Genomic DNA, 17001 nt, shown 5'->3' on the forward strand with positions numbered 1-17001 from the left:
GCATGTCGATCCTCGGGGCGGCGCTCCTGGGTGCGCTGCTGCTCAACACGACGATGGCCAAGGGGTCCTACCAGCTCTCGGACCTGCGGACCAGGGCGGGCGTGCTCGAGCAGGACACGCAGTCGCTGCACTCACAGCTGCAGGCCGCGGCGACGTCGCTCCCCGGCCGGGCCGCCGCGCTGGGCATGGTCGAGTCCGATGCGCCGACGATGCTGCGCCTGTCCGACGGCGCGATCGTGGGAGCGCCGGAGGCAGGGAGCACCCCGTGACCGGTGGGGCGGACCGGCAGGGGCGCGGCGAGCAGCCGCGCCGGGCCGGTTCGTCCCGCACGAGCGCGTCGACCCGGTCGTCGGGCGCGGCAACGGGCCGAGGCGGCACCCCGCGACCGTCGACGTCGGGGGAGGCGCCGCGCAAGCCCGGCCGGGCCGTGCGGAAGTCGTCGCCCGCGCGCGGTGCGACCGGCACGCAGGGCTCGGCCGTGGGGCACTCCGGTTCGGGACGCGGTACGGGTCTCGGTCGACCCGCCGCCGCAGCCGTGCCCGCCCCGGGCCGTCCGGAGCATCGCCAGCGCTGGATCATGGGCATCGCGCTGGCCGTCCTGCTGGTCTTCACGGTCCGCCTGGTGTACGTCCAGGTCGTGATCGGTCCGAGCCTCGCCCAGGCCGCGGAGAACCAGCGCACGCAGTCGCACGTGACGATGGCGCACCGGGGAGACATCACGGACGCCGACGGCGTCGTGCTGGCCACGTCGATCGACCGGTACACGGTCTCGGCGGACCAGAAGACGATCCCGGACTTCGAACCCTCGGCACGGCACACGGTGGACGGGAAGCAGGTCGAGGGCAAGGGAGCGGTCGCGCTCGCCAGGCTGCTCGCTCCCATCCTCGACCGCTCGGCGCCGGAGCTCGCGGCCCAGCTCAGCGGGACGAACGGTCGGGTCAACCGCAACGTGGTCCTCAAGAAGGACGTGGTCCCGGAGGTCCAGCGCCAGATCGTCGAGCTCGGCGTCTCGGCCTACATCAGCACGAAGCTCACCACGGAGCGCACCTATCCGGCGGGAACCACGGCGGGGAACATCGTCGGGTACGTCGGCGCCAAGCCGTCGGAGGACGGCACGACCGAGCAGGTCGTGGGGCTCGGGGGGATCGAGGCGACCTACGACGACCTCCTCACGGGGACCCCGGGCACCGAGCTCTTCCAGCGGGCGGGCGGCGCGGGCGGCGTGCGCATCCCGGGCAGCACCCGGGAGAGCGTCGAGGCCGTGCCGGGAGAGTCGGTGGCCCTGACCCTCGTGCGCGACATCGGGTGGAAGGCGCAGGACTCGATCGACAAGGCGGTCGCCGAGACGGGGGCCGACTACGGGATCGCGGTCGTCCAGGACGTCAGGACCCAGGAGGTCCTCGCCCTGGCGGACTCGGGGGCGATCGACCCGAACGACCGGTCCAGCTCACGCGTCGCGGACGGCAGCCGTGCGGTCAAGGACGTCTTCGCCCCGGGCTCGACGGGCAAGGTCGTCACGATGGCGGCCGTGATCGAGGAGGGGCTCGCGACCCCCGCGAGCCAGTACGAGGTCGGGTACACCTACACGACGGCGAACGGCGAGACCTTCAAGGACTCGCACCAGCACGGCGTCGAGAAGCTGACGCTCGCGGGGATCCTCGCACAGTCGTCGAACACGGGGACCGTGATGGTCGGCCAGGACCTGCCCAAGTCGGTCCGCGAGGACTATCTGAGGGAGTTCGGGTTCGGGTCGAAGACCGGTCTCGGACTCCCGGGCGAGTCCGCTGGCCTGCTGGCCCCGGCCGAGAAGTGGGACGGGCGCACCGAGTACGCGGTCCTGTTCGGTCAGGGCCTGGCGGTCAACGCGGTCCAGGCCACGAGCGTCTTCTCGACGATCGCGAACGGCGGCACGCGCGTGGCCCCGACCCTCCTCAAGGGCACGACCGGTCCGGACGGGGTCTTCACCCCGGCCCCACCGCGAGAGACGACCCAGGTCGTGTCGGAGTCGACCGCGGACCAGGTCCTGCACATGATGGAGGCCGTGGTCCAGGACGGCTCGGGTGCTGCGGCGGCGATCGACGGCTACCGGGTCGCGGGCAAGACGGGCACGGCGGAGGAGGTCGGTGCGGACGGCCGGCTCACGGACATCATGGCGTCGTTCATCGGCGTGGCCCCCGCGGACGACCCGCAGTACACGGTCGCGGTCTTCCTCAAGAACCCCCGCACGACGATCTACGGCGGGCTCGTCGCGGCCCCGGTGTTCAAGGACGTGATGGGCTTCACGCTCCAGCACATGAACGTCCCGCCGAGCTCGAAGGTCGAGGAGCCCTACGCGACCGAGTGGTGAGCATGGCGACCGGTCGGCGGGCGGCTCCGTCGTCGGGTCGCGAGGCCGGGGGAGAGGGTGGGACGTAGGACCGGCCCGCCACCCACGGGCCCTCGGCCGCGCGGTCCGTGCGCGGGCTTCGCGGGACCGCCCTGTGGGGGTTCCCACACGGGCGGCCCCGGTGTGCGCCGAGGACGCCCGGCGCGCGTGAAGGTCCCGTGAAGTACCCGGTCCGGGCGTCCTCGCCGACCGGGCGAGACCCCGACGCACGGTAGGTTCTACTCGTGACATCCCCGATCGACCGCCTTCGTCCCGCCACGTCCGTGCACCGCACGGCCCGGGAGCTCGCGACCACCTTCGGCCTTGCCGCCGCCGCTGGGGGGACGGCGTCGGACCAGGGACCGGACGCCCTCGGTGCGGCCGAGATCTGGTCCGTGGCCTCGGACAACCGTGTCGTCGCCGACGGCGACCTCTTCGTCGCCCTGCCCGGCGCGGGCACGCACGGTGCGAGGTTCGCGAGCGACGCGATCTCCCGTGGCGCACGGGTCGTGCTGACGGACCCGCAGGGAGCGCGACTGCTCGCCGACGCGGGGGAGAAGCGTGTGCCGGTCCTCGTGACCGAGGACCCCCGCGCCGTCCTGGGGCGCGTCGCGGCCTGGGTGTACGGGGAGCCCGCGACGCAGCTGACGACGTTCGCCGTGACGGGCACCAACGGCAAGACGACCACGACGTACCTGCTGGACCACGTCCTGCGCACGCTCGGCTGGAAGGGTGGACTGATCGGCACGGTCGAGATGCGCTCGGGCGACCGGGTCCTGCCGAGCCGCCTGACGACGCCCGAGGCGGCCGACCTGCAGGCCCTGCTCGCCACGATGCGCGAGGACGGGGTCGGGACCCTCGCGATGGAGGTGTCCTCGCACGCGCTGTCGCTGCACCGCGTGGACGGCATCGTGTTCGACGTGGCGGGCTTCACGAACCTGAGCCAGGACCACCTCGACTTCCACGGAGACCTCCAGGAGTACTTCGAGGCCAAGGCCGCGCTCTTCACCCCGCAGCACGCCCGTCGGGGCGTGGTCGTGGTCGACGACGCCTGGGGCCGGCGCCTGGCCGAGGTCGCGACGATCCCGGTCTCGACGCTCGCCGTCACCGGCGGTACCGACACTGCCGACGGCGCGGGGGCTGGGGCGGACTGGACCGTGTCCGACGTACGTGCCGTCGACGCGGCCGCAGGGACGGGCAGCACGTTCGTGCTGCGCCACCGCGACGGTCGCGAGCTGCGGACCTCGACCACGCTGCCCGGCGGGTTCAACGTGGCCAACGCGGCGCTCGCGCTGGCGATGGTCCTCGAGGCGGGCGCTGACCCGCGCGACGTCGCTGCGGCGCTCGAAGGGGCGGGCGGCGTGAGCGCCCAGGTCCCCGGGCGCATGGAGGTCGTGGGCACCGCGCCCCGCGTCGTGGTCGACTTCGCGCACAACACGGACGCGCTCTCGCTCGCCCTGGCCGCCCTGCGCCCGACGACGACGGGACGCCTCGTCGTGGTCTTCGGCGCGACCGGCGACCGGGACAAGGGCAAGCGACCCAGCATGGGCGCGGTCGCGGTCGAGGGCGCCGACGTGGTCGTGATCACGGACGACGACCCGCACGGGGAGGACCCCGCCGCGATCCGCGCCGAGGTGCTCGCCGGGGCGAGGGCGGCACAGCAGGCCGCCGAGGTGGACCAGGTCGCCGGGGCGCGCGACGGCGTCGGGCACGGGGGAGCGCCTCGCGCGCACACCGTGGTCGAGGTCGCGCCGCGGGCCACCGCGATCCGTGACACGATCCGTGAGGCCGCCCCCCAGGACACGGTCCTGGTCGCGGGCCGAGGCCACGAGGTCTGGCAGGAGATCGCCGGGGTGGACCACGCCCTGGACGACAGGGTGGAGGCGCGTGCCGCACTGGCTGCGCGCCACGAGACGACGAAGGAGCACGGAGAATGATCGAGCTGACTGCGGCGGAGGTCGCCGCAGCGACCGGTGGGCGGCTGGCCGCCGACCCGGACGTGAGGGTGACCGGCTCGGTCGTCGTCGACTCCCGCCTGGTGCGCACGGGGTCGCTCTTCGTGGCGCTCCCCGGTGAGCACGTCGACGGGCACGACTTCGTGCCGGTCGCGGTCGACAAGGGGGCGGCGCTCGTCCTGGCCGCGCGCGACGTCGACGCGCCCGCGGTCGTGGTCGAGGACGTGCAGACCGCGCTCGGGGCCCTGGCGCGCGAGGTGCTGCGGCGCCTGCGTGCCGCGGGCGACCTCCAGGTCGTCGGGATCACCGGGTCGGTGGGCAAGACGACCACGAAGGACCTCCTGGGCCAGCTCCTGACGCCCCACGGGCGCACGGTCGTCCCGAGGGGATCGTTCAACAACGAGATCGGTCTGCCGCTGACCGTGCTCGAGGCCGACCCCTCGACCCGCTACCTGGTCCTGGAGATGGGCGCGAGCGGAATCGGTCACCTGACCTACCTGACCCGGATCGCGCCCCCGGACGTGTCCGTGGTCCTGGCGGTGGGCAGCGCCCACCTGGGGGAGTTCGGCGGGATCGAGGCCGTGGCCACCGCCAAGGCCGAGATCGTCACGGGCCTCGCCCCGGGAGGGACGGCCGTGCTCAACGCGGACGACCTGCGCGTCGTCGCGATGGCGGGCGTCGCGCCCGGGCCCGTCGTGACGTTCGGGACCATCCCTGCGGCCGACGTGCGCGCCGAGAACATCGGGATGGACCGTGCCGGGTGCGCGTCGTTCGACCTGCGCGTGCGCGGCACCGAGGAGACCTTCCCGGTCCAGCTCCGGCTCGTGGGCGAGCACCACGTCGCCAACGCGCTCGCGGCCGCCGCCGCGGCGATCCGGCTCGGTCTCGACCCCCGGCTCGTGGCTGCGGGCCTGGCCGAGGCGACCGCGATCAGCCCGCACCGCATGGCCGTCACGCAGCGCGCCGACGGCATCACGGTGATCGACGACTCGTACAACGCGAACCCCGACTCGATGCGTGCGGCCCTCAAGGCCCTCGCGGTCATGGCAGGGCGCGAGCGCAGGTCGGTCGCGGTCCTGGGCGAGATGCGAGAACTCGGGCCCGACTCGCGCGCCGCTCACGACGAGATCGGCCGTCTCGTGGTCCGATTGAACATCAAGCTGCTCGTCGTGGTCGGTGACGGTGCCGGCGGTATCCACGACGGCGCCACCCAAGAGGGGTCCTGGGGCGATGAGACTCGGTTCGTGCCTGACGTCGAGGCCGCGTCCGCGCTGCTGCGCGACGAGCTGCTGCCGGGCGACGTGGTCCTGGTGAAGTCCTCGAACGGCTCGGGCCTGTGGCGCCTGGGCGACGAGCTCGCGGGTGAGGTGCGCGCATGATCGCGATCCTCGTCTCCGCGTGCGTCTCGCTGCTCGTGGCCCTCCTGGGCACCCCGCTCTTCATCAAGTTCCTGATCCACCGCAACTACGGCCAGTTCGTCCGCCAGGACGGCCCGACGGCGCACTTCACCAAGCGTGGTACGCCCACCATGGGCGGGGTCGTCATCATCGGGGCGACCTTGATCGGCTGGGCGATGTCCTACGTCGTGTCGTCGATCGTCTCGGACACGCCGAGGACGCCGAGCGTGTCCTCCCTCCTCGTGCTGTTCCTCATGACAGGGCTGGGGCTGGTCGGCTTCTTCGACGACTTCACGAAGATCCGCAAGCAGCGCAGCCTGGGCCTGTCCCCGCGGGCCAAGATCGTCGGCCAGGGGGTCGTGGGTATCACGTTCGCGGTCCTGGCCCTCCAGTTCCCCAACGAGAACTTCCGGACCCCGGCCTCGACGCACATCTCGTTCCTGCGGGACACGAACCTCGACCTCGCGTTCGCGGGGGCCACGGTCGGCCTCGTCCTGTTCGTCCTGTGGGCCAACTTCCTCATCACGGCGTGGTCCAACGCGGTGAACCTGACGGACGGGCTCGACGGCCTGGCCACGGGCGTGTCCGTGATCGTGTTCGGCAGCTACATCCTCGTGAGCATCTGGCAGCTCAACCAGAGCTGCCAGATCCTCGACGCCGCCGGGCCGCGCTGCTACGAGGTCCGTGACCCGCAGGACCTGGCGATCGTCGCCGCCGCCATCATGGGCGCCTGCGTGGGCTTCCTGTGGTGGAACGCGAGCCCCGCGAAGATCTTCATGGGGGACACCGGTTCGCTCGCTCTCGGCGGTGCGCTGGCCGGCCTGACGATCCTGTCCCGCACCGAGGTGCTCGCGGTGATCATCGGTGGCCTGTTCGTCATCATCGTGCTCTCCGACGTCATCCAGATCGGGTACTTCAAGATGACCGGCAAGCGCGTCTTCAAGATGGCACCGCTGCACCACCACTTCGAGCTGTCCGGCTGGGGCGAGGTGACGATCGTCATCCGGTTCTGGTTGATCGCGGGGCTGTTCGCGGGCCTGGGACTCGGGATCTTCTACGCCGAGTGGGTGGTCAGCTAGTGTCCGACGCCGCCCATGCGCTGCGGGTCCCGTGGGAGCGGGCACGCGTCCTGGTCGCCGGGCTCGGTGTCTCGGGGCGTGCCGCGCTCGCCGCGCTGACGCCTCGAGCGGCCTCGGTCGTCACGGTGGACCGCGCGGCGCCCGACGCCGACGTGCAGGACGCCGCACGCGTCGACCTGTCGACGATCGACCTGGTGGTCGCGTCGCCGGGGTGGGCGCCGTCGTCGGGCCTGCTGGTCGCTGCCCGGGAGGCCGGTGTGCCCGTCTGGAGCGAGGTCGAGCTCGCGTGGCAGCTGCGCACCCCGCGCGCCGACGGGTCGTGCGCGCCGTGGCTCGCGGTCACGGGGACGAACGGCAAGACGACCACGGTCGAGATGCTCACGTCGATCCTGTCCGCCGCGGGGCTGCGCGCCGCAGCGGTGGGGAACGTCGGCACGCCGGTCGTGACCGCCGCGCTCGACCCCGACATCGACGTGCTCGCGGTCGAGCTCTCGAGCTTCCAGCTCCACTTCACGCACAGCATGTCGGCCCGGGCCGCGGCCGTGCTCAACGTCGCGCCCGACCACATCGACTGGCACGGCTCGCTCGACGCCTACGCGGGCGACAAGGGCCGCATCTACGAGCGTGCCCAGGTGGCCTGCGTGTACAACGTGGCGGACCCCCGGACCGAGCACCTCGTCCGGGAGGCCGACGTCGAGGAGGGAGCCCGGGCGGTCGGGTTCACGGTCGGGGCGCCCGCGCGCGCACAGCTCGGCGTGATCGAGGACGTCCTCGTGGACCGTGCGTTCCACACGGCGCCGGACGACCCTGCGCGGCACCGCAGCGCGCAGGAGCTCGCGACGTTCGCGGACCTCGCGCACCTCGCAGGCCCCGACGGCGTGGTGCCCGTGCACGTCGTCGCCAACGCCCTCGCGGCCGCCGCGCTCGCCCGGGCGCACGGGGTCGACGCACGTGCCGTCCGGGACGGCCTGCGCTCGTTCAGCCCGGGCGCCCACCGGATCGCGCACGTCGCGACGGTCGACGGCGTCTCGTACGTCGACGACTCGAAGGCGACGAACGCGCACGCCGCCGCCGCGGCGCTCGGCGCCTTCGCGCCCGGGTCCGTGGTCTGGGTCGCGGGCGGACTGGCCAAGGGGGCGACGTTCGACGAGCTGGTGCGCGTCCGCCTGTCGAGGCTGCGCGCGGTCGTGCTGATCGGGGTCGATCCCGAGCCTCTGGCGGGTGCACTGGCCCGACACGCACCCGATGTCCCCGTGGTCCGTGTCGATCCCGGTGACACTGGGACGGTGATGCAACGCGCGGTGTCCAGCGCCCGCGGACTCGCCGTCCCCGGGGACACGGTCCTGCTCGCGCCCGCGTGCGCGTCGATGGACCAGTTCGCGTCCTACGCGGCCCGCGGCGACGCGTTCGTGCGCGCTGTCCACGACCTGACAGGTTCCGAGACCGAGCTGGAGGGGTAGCCCAGTGGCCCAGACGACGAGTGGGCGCGGGCCTGCGTCCCGCTCGGCCGCGGGCCGCTCCACGCCGAAGCCTCCGGCCCCGGGCGACGCCCGGCCGGCGACCGCTCGCCAGGCCGGGAAGCCTGCGCCTTCGAACCCGGTCCGCGCCAAGGGGAGCGAGACGGGGGGAGCCACCAGGACCCGCCCGAAGGCGGGCACCGGCGGCTCCGGGACGCCCCGGACCGCCGGGACCGGCAAGCCGACCGGCACCACCAGGACCTCCGCCAGGGCCAGGCCCTCGGCTCGCGCGACGGGCACGGCCGCGACGGGGCTGCTCGGGCGACGCAAGGACGCCACGACGGCGAAGGCGGGCACCCCCCGTCGGCGGACGCGGGCGACCAGGAGAACGACCGTGCAGGAGCGCGCCTGGCTCGGTCAGTGGGACAGCGCGGTGACGAGCTACTACCTGCTGGTCGGCGCGACGACCCTGCTCGCGATCATCGGCCTGGTCATGGTGCTGTCGAGCTCGGCGGTCACGGAGATCGCCGCGGGCCGCTCGCCGTACGAGGCGTTCTTCACCCAGGCGCGGTTCGCCCTCATGGGCCTGCCCGTGCTGCTGGTCGCGACCCGGCTGCCCACGAGCTTCTACCGGCACGCCGCCTGGCCGCTCCTGGGTGTCAGCCTGCTCCTCCAGGTCCTGATCTTCAGCCCGCTCGGCAAGGAGGTCAACGGCAACCTGAACTGGCTGAACTTCGGCTCGTTCTACGTCCAGCCCTCGGAGCCGGCCAAGCTCGCGCTCGCGGTGTGGCTCGGGGTGGTGCTCGGCCGCAAGCAGCGGCTGCTGGGCTCGTGGAAGCACGCGATCGTCCCGGCGGTCCCGGGCGCGCTGCTGGTCATGGGCCTGGTCCTGGCGGGCCACGACCTGGGCACCATGCTCGTGATCCTGCTGCTCGTCGCGGGCGCGTTCTTCGTCGCCGGTGTCGACTGGAGGCTCCTGGCGACGGCGGGAGGAATCGCCGCGCTGGTGGTCGGCGTCGGGTTCGTGGCCATGCAGGAGAGCTCCAACCGCACGAGCCGGTTCCTCGCGACCTACGCGGGCGTCTGCGACACCACCGACGCGAACGTGGGCACGGGGTGCTACCAGTCGGTCCACGGACTGTGGGCCCTCGGCACCGGCGGGTTCGGTGGCGTGGGCCTGGGGGCGAGCCGCGAGAAGTGGAGCTATCTCCCCGAGGCGCACAACGACTTCATCTTCGGTGTGATCGGCGAGGAGCTGGGCCTGCTCGGCACGCTCCTCGTCCTCGCGCTCTTCGCGGTCCTCGGGCTCGCGATGAGCCGCGTGATCCGCCGGCACCCGGACCCGTTCGTGAAGATCACGACCGCGGGCATCGCGTGCTGGATCGTCGGGCAGGCGTTCATCAACATCGGGGTCGTGATCGGCATCGTCCCCGTGATCGGCGTCCCGCTGCCCCTGGTCTCCTCGGGCGGCTCGGCACTCATCACGACCATGGCCGCGCTCGGCGTCGTCATCTCGTTCGCGCGCGACGAGCCGGGGGCGCGCGAGGCGCTCAGCGCCCGGGGGAGCGTCGTGCGCAGGTCGCTCGCCGTCGTCGGGCACGCCGGGCGACGCGCCCTTCCGCACCGACGCTCCCAGCAGCGATGACCCGGGCCGGCACGGGCGCGGCGCCCGGGCACCGGGGCTCTCGGCCGGTGCGCACGGCTACCCTCAGGACTCCGGGCCTTCCCGGGACAGACAGCAGCAGCGACAGCAAGGACAGGTGACAGGTACGTGGTGAGCTCTTCAGTCGGCTCGGTGGTGCTCGCAGGCGGCGGGACGGCGGGGCACGTCAACCCGCTGCTCGCGGTCGCGGACGAGCTGCGCGCACGCAACCCCGAGGCGGTCCTGACCGTGCTCGGGACGGAGAGCGGGCTCGAGGCGGACCTGGTGCCGGCGCGCGGGTACCCGCTGCGCTTCGTGCCCAAGGTGCCGCTGCCGCGCCGTCCCAGCGGCGAGTGGGTCGCCCTGCCGGGCAGGCTCAAGGCCGCGGTCGAGGCCGCGGGGGCCGTGATCGACGAGACCCGGGCCGAGGTCGTGGTGGGCTTCGGCGGCTACGTCTCGACCCCCGCGTACATCGCGGCGCACCGCCGTGGCGTCCCGATCGTGATCCACGAGCAGAACGCGCGCCCGGGTCTGGCGAACCGGGCGGGGGCCCGCTGGGCGACGTCGGTCGCGCTCACGTTCGAGGGGACCCCGCTCAAGGGCGGCGTCGTCACGGGGCTGCCGCTGCGCTGGGAGATCGCCGACCTGATCCGCGACCGCGGGGTCGACGCCCCGACGGTCCGCGCGAACGCCGCGGCGTCGTTGGGCCTGGACCCGGCGCGCCCGACCGTGGTCGTCACGGGTGGTTCGCTCGGCGCGCAGAGCCTCAACGAGGCGGTGTCGGGCGCGGCACGCGAGATCCTCGCGACGGGGGCGCAGGTCCTGCACCTGACCGGCCGGGGCAAGGCGGACGCGGTGCGTGCCGCGGTGGCGGGGCTGGAGGGCTATGACGTGCGCGAGTACCTCGCGGAGATGCACCTCGCGTACGCGGTCGCGGACCTCGTGGTCTGCCGCTCGGGTGCGGGGACCGTCAGCGAGCTCGCCGCCCTGGGCATCCCCGCGGTCTACGTGCCGCTGCCCATCGGGAACGGCGAGCAACGGCTCAACGCCGGGCCGCTCGTGCGGGCCGGGGGCGGCATCCTCGTCGAGGACGAGGCGTTCACCGCGCAGTGGGTGGCCGTGAACGTCCCGGCGCTGGTCACCGACGGCGACCGCCTGCGCACCATGGCCTCGCTCGCCTCGCGTGCCGGGGTCCAGGACGCGACGGCACGGGTCGCCGACCTGGTCGTGAAGGCAGCAGGGAGCTCGCGATGACGGGCCCGGGCGGCGGCCGGCCCGCGGTGGCACCTCCGGCGCTCGAGGACCTGGGGACCGTCCACCTGGTCGGTATCGGCGGCGCGGGCATGTCCGTCGTGGCCCGCCTGCTCGTCGCGCGCGGGGTGCGGGTCCAGGGGTCGGACGCCAAGGACAGCGCCGTGGTCGAGGCGCTGCGCGCGGACGGCGTCACCGTCCACGTGGGGCACGAGGCGGGCAACGTCACCGGGGCCGACACGCTCGTGCTGTCGAGCGCGGTGCGCCCCGACAACCCCGAGCTGGTTGCGGCGCGAGCCGCGGGTCTGCGCGTGCTGCACCGTTCGGAGGCGCTCGCCGCGCTCATGGCGCGGGGGCGCTCGGTGGCGGTCGCGGGCGCGCACGGCAAGACCACGACGTCGGCCATGGTCGCGACGACCCTGAAGTCGGCGGGTCTCGACCCGTCCTTCGCGATCGGGGGCTCGGTCATCACGAGCGACGGCGCGATCCCCGGCGGGCACCTGGGTGCAGGCGACGTCGTGGTCGCGGAGGCCGACGAGTCGGACGGCTCGTTCCTGAACTACGCCCCGACCATCGCGGTCGTGCTGAACGTCGAGCCCGACCATCTGGACCACTACGGCTCGCGCGAGGCGTTCGAGCAGGCGTTCGTCGCCTTCGCGCAGCGCATCGCGCCGGGCGGGTTCCTCGTCGCGTGCGCGGGCCCCCACGCGCACCACGCGGCAGGCGGCCGGGTCGTCACGTACGGCACGTCGCCGGGCAGCGACGTGCGGCTGTCGGACGTCCGGCCCGACGGCGCCGCGGGGGTGGCCGCGCGGCTCACCGTCGCCCGTGACGCAGAGGGCGGGGCCGCCCGACCGCTCGCCGGTGCGCCGGACGGGGACGCGAGCCTGGGCCTCGACCTGCGCCTGCAGGTGCCCGGTGCGCACAACGCGCTCAACGCTGCCGCGGCGGTCGCGACCGCGATCCTGCTGGGCGTGAGCGCCGAGCGGGCGGTGTCGGGCGTCGGGGAGTTCCTGGGGACCGGTCGACGCTTCGAGGCGCGGGGCGAGGCTGGCGGCGTGCGGGTGGTCGACGACTACGCGCACCACCCCACCGAGGTCGCAGCGCTCCTGGCCGCGGCTCGGCCCGTGGCGGCCGGTGGTCGGGTGCTCGTGCTCTTCCAGCCGCACCTGTTCTCCCGCACGCGTACCTTCGCACGGGAGTTCGCCGACGCGCTGTCCCTGGCCGACGAGGTCGTCGTCACGGGCGTGTACGCGGCGCGGGAGGACCCCGACCCGACCACGGGTTCGTGGACCATCACCGACCTCATGGCCGACGGGTCGGCCCGGGGCGTCGAGGACCGGTTCGAGGCGGCTCGCACGATCGCCGCCTCGGCGCGTCCCGGCGACCTGCTGCTCACGGTGGGGGCGGGGGACGTGACCGAGCTCGGCGCGGTGGTGCTCGACGCGCTCTCGGGGCAGGAGTCCGCCGCGCCCGCGGGGGAGGGTGACGACTGATGCGTCCGCCGTCCCGTCCCCGGCCCGCCGCGCCTCGTCCGGCCGCGCGCCCTGCGCAGCCTCGGCCGACGCAGCCGGCAGGGCCTCTCGCTGACCGTGGTGCGGGCGGACCCGCACGGCCCGTCGAGGCGACCGAGGCACAGGGCTGGGACGACGTGGGGACGACCGGCGGAGCCTCGGGCACTCGTCGCTCCGCGAGTACGGTGGGGACGGACGACGACGTCGCGACGCAGCCGCTCGTGCTCCGCGGCAGCGAGCTCGCACGTGCCGAGGCTCCGGGACGGACCGCAGGACGGGAGCGTCCGGCGTCGGCCCCCGTCCCCTTCGTCAGGGCGGTCGGCGGGCAGGGGAGCCGACCGGTCGACCGGGTCGTCTCGACCGGGATGGCGGACCGTCTGGCCGAGAAGGCCGCGATGCGTCGGCACCGGCTCAGGAACCGGGTCCTGGGGTGGGCCGCGGCGGTGCTCGCGGTCGCGGTCGGGGTGTGGGTCGTGCTCTTCTCGCCGCTGCTCGGGACGGACCCGGCCAAGGTCGAGATCTCGGGGGAGGGGACGGTGATCGACGTCGCCCAGGTCGAGCAGGTCGTGGCGCGGGTCTCGGAGGTCCCGTTGCCCCGGGTGGACACGATCGGTCTGCGGGACGCGATCCTCGACCTCAACGGTGTGCGCGACGCGCGCATCCTGCGGGTCTGGCCCGACGGGCTGAGCGTGACCCTCGAGTCGAGGGAGCCCGTGGCAGCCGTCCCTCACGAGGGCGCCTTCGCCCTGCTGGACCGCGACGGGGTCCAGGTCGGTACGGTCGACGCGGTGCCGGAAGGCTTGCCGGAGATCGGTGTGACGCTCGACGAGCAGGGTGCGCGGTCGTTGCGTGCGGCTCGTATCGTGCTCAACGCGCTCCCTCCGGAGCTGCGCGCCGAGGTCGCCGAGGTCACGGCTCCGACGCAGGACGCGGTCACCATGACGCTGCGCGACGGCGCGGTCGTCGAGTGGGGCAACGAGGAGGACGCGGCGCTCAAGGTCCGGGTGCTCCAGGCGCTGCGGGCTTTGCCGGAGAACCAGGGGGTCACGCTCTTCGACGTGTCGGCCCCCACGATGCCGATCAGTCGGTGAGCGGTCGGGGACGGTGTGACATGGACCATGGCGCAGGTTTTCGCCGACACGCGCGGGCGGGTCGTTGATACGGCAGGGACGGGCACCTACCGTCGACACAGCACAACCTGACATAACTATAACCCTCTAGTTGAGGGTGAAGGTTGAGGGCTACAGGATCGAGAGGCATTGACGTGGCAACTCCGCAGAACTACCTAGCAGTGATCAAGGTGGTCGGCATCGGCGGTGGTGGCGTGAACGCCGTCAACCGGATGATCGAGGTCGGTCTCAAGGGCGTCGAGTTCATCGCCATCAACACCGACGCGCAGGCGCTGCTGATGTCCGACGCGGACGTCAAGCTCGACGTCGGGCGCGAGCTCACGCGCGGCCTCGGGGCGGGTGCCGACCCGGAGGTGGGCAAGAAGGCGGCCGAGGACCACGCCGAGGAGATCGAGGACGTCCTGCGGGGCGCCGACATGGTCTTCGTCACGGCGGGCGAGGGCGGTGGCACCGGGACCGGTGGAGCGCCCGTCGTCGCCCGCATCGCCCGCTCGCTCGGCGCCCTGACCGTCGGTGTCGTCACGCGACCCTTCACGTTCGAGGGGCGTCGTCGGTCCGTCCAGGCGGACCAGGGGATCGAGGCCCTGCGCAACGAGGTCGACACCCTCATCGTCATCCCCAACGACCGGCTCCTGTCGATGTCGGACCGCAACGTCTCGGCGCTCGACGCGTTCCACTCGGCAGACCAGGTCCTGCTCTCGGGTGTCCAGGGCATCACGGACCTCATCACGACCCCGGGCCTGATCAACCTCGACTTCGCCGACGTGAAGTCGGTCATGCAGGGGGCGGGCAGCGCCCTCATGGGCATCGGGTCCGCGCGGGGCGAGGACCGGGCCGTCCAGGCCGCCGAGCTCGCGATCTCCTCCCCGCTGCTCGAGGCGAGCATCGACGGCGCGCACGGAGTCCTGCTGTCGATCCAGGGTGGCTCCGACCTCGGGCTCTTCGAGATCAACGAGGCCGCACGGCTCGTCCACGAGGCGGCGCACACCGAGGCGAACATCATCTTCGGTGCGGTGATCGACGACGCTCTGGGTGACGAGGTCCGCGTGACGGTCATCGCGGCCGGGTTCGACGGCGGCACGCCCCAGATCCGCAAGGACGCCCGCGCGCTGGGCCAGGTCGCCGGCACGCCCGCGGCCCCGCCCGCACCGGCACCGCTGCCCGCGGCGGTGCCGACGGCCACGGGAAGCCACACGCTCCCGCGCCCGGTGGTCCCGATCACCTCGGAGCCCGACGACGTCCCGGTGACCTTCGGGGGCGGTGCGGCGACGGTCTCGGCCGGCTACGCGCCGATCCCGACGTTCAGCGTCGTCCCGACCGAGGAGAACGTCAACGCCGAGCAGTCGGCGGCCGAGCGGTCCGCCCAGGTCGAGGTTCCCCGCCTGTACGACGAGGAGCCCGTCCGGCGCAAGGTCGAGGACCTCGACGTCCCCGACTTCCTGAAGTAGCCCGTGCTCGATCCTGCACTCCCCGCACCCCCGGTTCTCGAGGTCGACCTCGGGCCGGGGGTGCGTGCTGCGTTCACGGGCCGTGCCGGTGGGTCCTCGCCCGCACCCTGGTCCGGGCTCAACCTCGGGCTGGGGGTGGACGACGACGCCGAGCGCGTCCTCGCACACCGTGACGCGGTCGGCCGGTGGCTCGGCGCGCCACTGGTCTTCGGCACCCAGGTGCACGGCGCCGACGTCCGCGTGCTCTCGGCGGCCGACAGGCTGGCGCGGGTCGAGGCAGGGACGGGCGCCGCCACGTGCGGCGAGCAGGACGCTCTCGTGACGGCCCAGCCGGGGCTCGGCCTCGGGGTCCTGGTCGCGGACTGCGTCCCGGTCCTGCTCGCGGACCCGGACGCCCGGGTCGTCGGGGTCGCCCACGCGGGGCGCCAGGGCCTGCTCGACGGGGTCGTCGGTGCGGCGCTCGAGGCGCTCGTCGCCCAAGGTGCACGCGTGGACCAGGTGCGCGCCGTCGTCGGGCCCGCTGCCTGCGGGCGGTGCTACGAGGTGCCCGAGCAGATGCGCGACGAGGTCGCCGCGGTCCGTCCCGGCACGTCGTCGACCACGAGCTGGGGGACCCCGGCGCTCGACCTGCCCGCAGGGGTCGTCGCGGAGCTGCGCGCCGCCGGCGTGCGCACCGTCGTCGAGACCGGGATCTGCACCCTCGAGGACGAGCGCTTCTACTCCCACCGTCTCGCGACCCGCGGCGGCACCACGACGGGGCGGTTCGCGGGCGTCATAGCCCTCGAGTGACCGGACGGCGGGCCTCGGCGTGCCGTTTCTCACCCCCCGGCCCGTTGTCGGTTCCTGGGCGTGTCGCATCACGCGCGTGTCCGGGGCTGGGTTAGCGTGCAAAGCACGGAACCAGCAGTCGACATGAGGACGGAGAGAGGGCGATGGCCGGAGCACTTCGCAAGACCATGCTTTACCTGGGCCTCGCTGATGATCGAGGCGAGGGCGACCAGGAAGAGTTCATCGACGAGTACGACGACTTGGGGGCCGACGTGCCGACCGACTACCAGGCTCAGGTGACCCCGCTGCACCGGACGGTCGCCCCACGAGAGGTACCCCAGACGAGCATGTCAGCAGCCGAGCTCCGCCGGATCACCACCGTGCACCCGCGCTCCTACAACGACGCCCGCGTCATCGGGGAGGCGTTCCGTGGCGGCACCCCCGTCATCATGAACCTCTCCGACATGGACGACGCGGACGCCAAGCGGCTCGTCGACTTCTCCGCGGGCCTCATCTTCGGGCTGCACGGAGCCATCGAGCGAGTCACCAACAAGGTCTTCCTGCTCTCTCCCGAGCACGTCGAGATCACCGGTGAGGAGCAGGCTCCCGAGCCTCCGGTGAGCCGGGCCGGCTTCTTCAACCAGAGCTGACCGCGGACTCTGGCACAGTTGACCCTGTGAATTTCGTCTTCGATCTGCTGGCATTCGTCCTCGGCCTCTACCTCGTGGTGCTCATCGGACGGGTGGTCTTCGACTGGGTGCAGGTCTTCGCCCGGGACTGGCGCCCGCGCGGTGTCATGCTCGTGCTGGCGGAGGCCATCTACACCCTGACCGACCCGCCGCTCCGAGCGCTGCGCAAGGTCATCCCGCCCCTGACCCTCGGTCAGGTGCGGATCGACCTCGGCTTCATCGTGCTCTTCCTCGCAGTGTCGTTCGCTGCACAGATCCTCGGCTCGATCTAAACGTGTAGAAATCCTGACAACCCGGCGATCTCGC

General features: G+C 73.1%; 14 protein-coding genes. All 14 read left to right on the forward strand.

The features are described 5' to 3' along the window. The first annotated feature begins 2 nt into the window (after window positions 1-2). The 14 genes from H9652_RS19685 (at window position 3) to H9652_RS07400 (ending at window position 16967) form a co-directional block, all read left to right on the forward strand. Window positions 3-269 (forward strand): hypothetical protein, encoded by a 267-nt coding sequence (locus tag H9652_RS19685; RefSeq protein WP_225227870.1) that lies wholly within the window; start codon window positions 3-5, stop codon window positions 267-269. Beyond that, window positions 266-2347, forward strand: a complete 2082-nt coding sequence (locus H9652_RS07340) for a peptidoglycan D,D-transpeptidase FtsI family protein (RefSeq protein ID WP_318244027.1) — start codon at window positions 266-268, stop codon at window positions 2345-2347. Before H9652_RS19685 ends, H9652_RS07340 begins: the two co-directional genes overlap by 4 nt. A 263-nt stretch (window positions 2348-2610) precedes the next feature. Beyond that, window positions 2611-4302 (forward strand): UDP-N-acetylmuramoyl-L-alanyl-D-glutamate--2,6-diaminopimelate ligase, encoded by a 1692-nt coding sequence (locus H9652_RS07345; RefSeq protein ID WP_191795661.1) that lies wholly within the window; start codon window positions 2611-2613, stop codon window positions 4300-4302. After that, window positions 4299-5699, forward strand: coding sequence for a UDP-N-acetylmuramoyl-tripeptide--D-alanyl-D-alanine ligase (locus tag H9652_RS07350; RefSeq protein ID WP_191795662.1), 1401 nt, complete (start codon window positions 4299-4301; stop codon window positions 5697-5699). Before H9652_RS07345 ends, H9652_RS07350 begins: the two co-directional genes overlap by 4 nt. Continuing rightward, the gene (gene mraY, locus H9652_RS07355) at window positions 5696-6796 is read left to right on the forward strand and encodes a phospho-N-acetylmuramoyl-pentapeptide-transferase (protein ID WP_191795663.1); all 1101 of its coding nucleotides are present in this window, start codon (window positions 5696-5698) and stop codon (window positions 6794-6796) included. The genes H9652_RS07350 and mraY overlap by 4 nt, the downstream gene beginning before the upstream one ends. After that, window positions 6796-8256, forward strand: a complete 1461-nt coding sequence (murD, locus tag H9652_RS07360) for a UDP-N-acetylmuramoyl-L-alanine--D-glutamate ligase (RefSeq protein ID WP_191795664.1) — start codon at window positions 6796-6798, stop codon at window positions 8254-8256. The genes mraY and murD overlap by 1 nt, the downstream gene beginning before the upstream one ends. Before the next feature lie 391 nt (window positions 8257-8647). Further along, window positions 8648-9898, forward strand: a complete 1251-nt coding sequence (locus H9652_RS07365) for an FtsW/RodA/SpoVE family cell cycle protein (RefSeq protein WP_191795665.1) — start codon at window positions 8648-8650, stop codon at window positions 9896-9898. A gap of 126 nt (window positions 9899-10024) precedes the next feature. Next, window positions 10025-11149 carry an undecaprenyldiphospho-muramoylpentapeptide beta-N-acetylglucosaminyltransferase gene (gene murG / locus H9652_RS07370; RefSeq protein ID WP_191795666.1) on the forward strand — a complete coding sequence of 375 codons (1125 nt, stop codon included), beginning with the start codon at window positions 10025-10027 and terminating at the stop codon, window positions 11147-11149. Next, window positions 11146-12642 (forward strand): UDP-N-acetylmuramate--L-alanine ligase, encoded by a 1497-nt coding sequence (murC, locus tag H9652_RS07375; RefSeq protein ID WP_191795667.1) that lies wholly within the window; start codon window positions 11146-11148, stop codon window positions 12640-12642. Before murG ends, murC begins: the two co-directional genes overlap by 4 nt. A gap of 203 nt (window positions 12643-12845) precedes the next feature. Continuing rightward, a complete protein-coding gene (locus H9652_RS07380) occupies window positions 12846-13751 on the forward strand; it encodes a cell division protein FtsQ/DivIB (protein ID WP_191795668.1) in 906 nt (301 codons plus the stop codon). A gap of 173 nt (window positions 13752-13924) precedes the next feature. Beyond that, a complete protein-coding gene (gene ftsZ / locus H9652_RS07385) occupies window positions 13925-15238 on the forward strand; it encodes a cell division protein FtsZ (protein ID WP_138824721.1) in 1314 nt (437 codons plus the stop codon). A gap of 3 nt (window positions 15239-15241) precedes the next feature. After that, the gene (locus tag H9652_RS07390) at window positions 15242-16027 is read left to right on the forward strand and encodes a polyphenol oxidase family protein (protein WP_318244028.1); all 786 of its coding nucleotides are present in this window, start codon (window positions 15242-15244) and stop codon (window positions 16025-16027) included. Window positions 16028-16170: 143 nt separating this feature from the next. Then, window positions 16171-16656, forward strand: coding sequence for a cell division protein SepF (locus H9652_RS07395; RefSeq protein ID WP_030150500.1), 486 nt, complete (start codon window positions 16171-16173; stop codon window positions 16654-16656). Between the two features lie 26 nt (window positions 16657-16682). After that, window positions 16683-16967 carry a YggT family protein gene (locus H9652_RS07400; protein WP_191795669.1) on the forward strand — a complete coding sequence of 95 codons (285 nt, stop codon included), beginning with the start codon at window positions 16683-16685 and terminating at the stop codon, window positions 16965-16967. Window positions 16968-17001: the final 34 nt, after the last annotated feature.

It is taken from the genome of Oerskovia rustica (assembly GCF_014836555.1).
Taxonomy (GTDB): Bacteria; Actinomycetota; Actinomycetes; order Actinomycetales; family Cellulomonadaceae; genus Oerskovia; species Oerskovia rustica.

Excerpts from the sequence above, each read along its gene's own strand:
- H9652_RS19685 (WP_225227870.1), top strand. The coding sequence starts at position 3 with ATGTCGATCCTCGGGGCGGCGCTCCTGGGTGCGCTGCTGCTCAACACG.
- H9652_RS07350 (WP_191795662.1), top strand. The coding sequence starts at position 4,299 with ATGATCGAGCTGACTGCGGCGGAGGTCGCCGCAGCGACCGGTGGGCGG.
- mraY (WP_191795663.1), top strand. The coding sequence starts at position 5,696 with ATGATCGCGATCCTCGTCTCCGCGTGCGTCTCGCTGCTCGTGGCCCTC.
- murC (WP_191795667.1), top strand. The coding sequence starts at position 11,146 with ATGACGGGCCCGGGCGGCGGCCGGCCCGCGGTGGCACCTCCGGCGCTC.
- H9652_RS07395 (WP_030150500.1), top strand. The coding sequence starts at position 16,171 with ATGGCCGGAGCACTTCGCAAGACCATGCTTTACCTGGGCCTCGCTGAT.